The sequence below is a fragment of the Candidatus Syntrophosphaera thermopropionivorans genome, from assembly GCF_004353895.1.
GTDB lineage: Bacteria > Cloacimonadota > Cloacimonadia > Cloacimonadales > Cloacimonadaceae > Syntrophosphaera > Syntrophosphaera thermopropionivorans.
In genome coordinates this window covers 1-331 of sequence record NZ_SMOG01000058.1, presented here as the reverse complement: position 1 = coordinate 331, position 331 = coordinate 1, and the positions used below count along the sequence as shown (strand labels likewise).

1 protein-coding gene is annotated in these 331 nt (G+C 37.2%); it reads right to left on the bottom strand.

The window, feature by feature from the left end; genetic code table 11:
• On the bottom strand, nucleotides 1–331 hold a 331-nt coding region (locus tag E0946_RS07190), incomplete at both ends, for an FAD-dependent oxidoreductase (RefSeq protein WP_165942109.1).

The window sequence follows — 331 nt, the reverse complement described above, 5'->3', positions numbered from 1 at the left end:
GGAAACTTACCGATTTTTAGTTCTCCAAATTTTTCCCGTGCTTCTTCTTCAGTATGACCAACAGAAGCGACTTCAGGGCTGGTAAAGGTGCAACGAGGTATGTTCGTATAATTTAAAGGTGGATGATGATAAGGAATATTTAATATATTACTGGCAATATGAGCAGCGGCTACTTCTCCTTGTTTACTGGCAGTGTGAGCAAGAGCCAATTTCCCTGTAACATCTCCTATTGCATATATACGATTTAGATTAGTTCGCATAAATTCATCAATAACGATAGCATTATGTTCAGTTTCCAGTTCCATTTGATTCCAATCAAGATTACAATTAG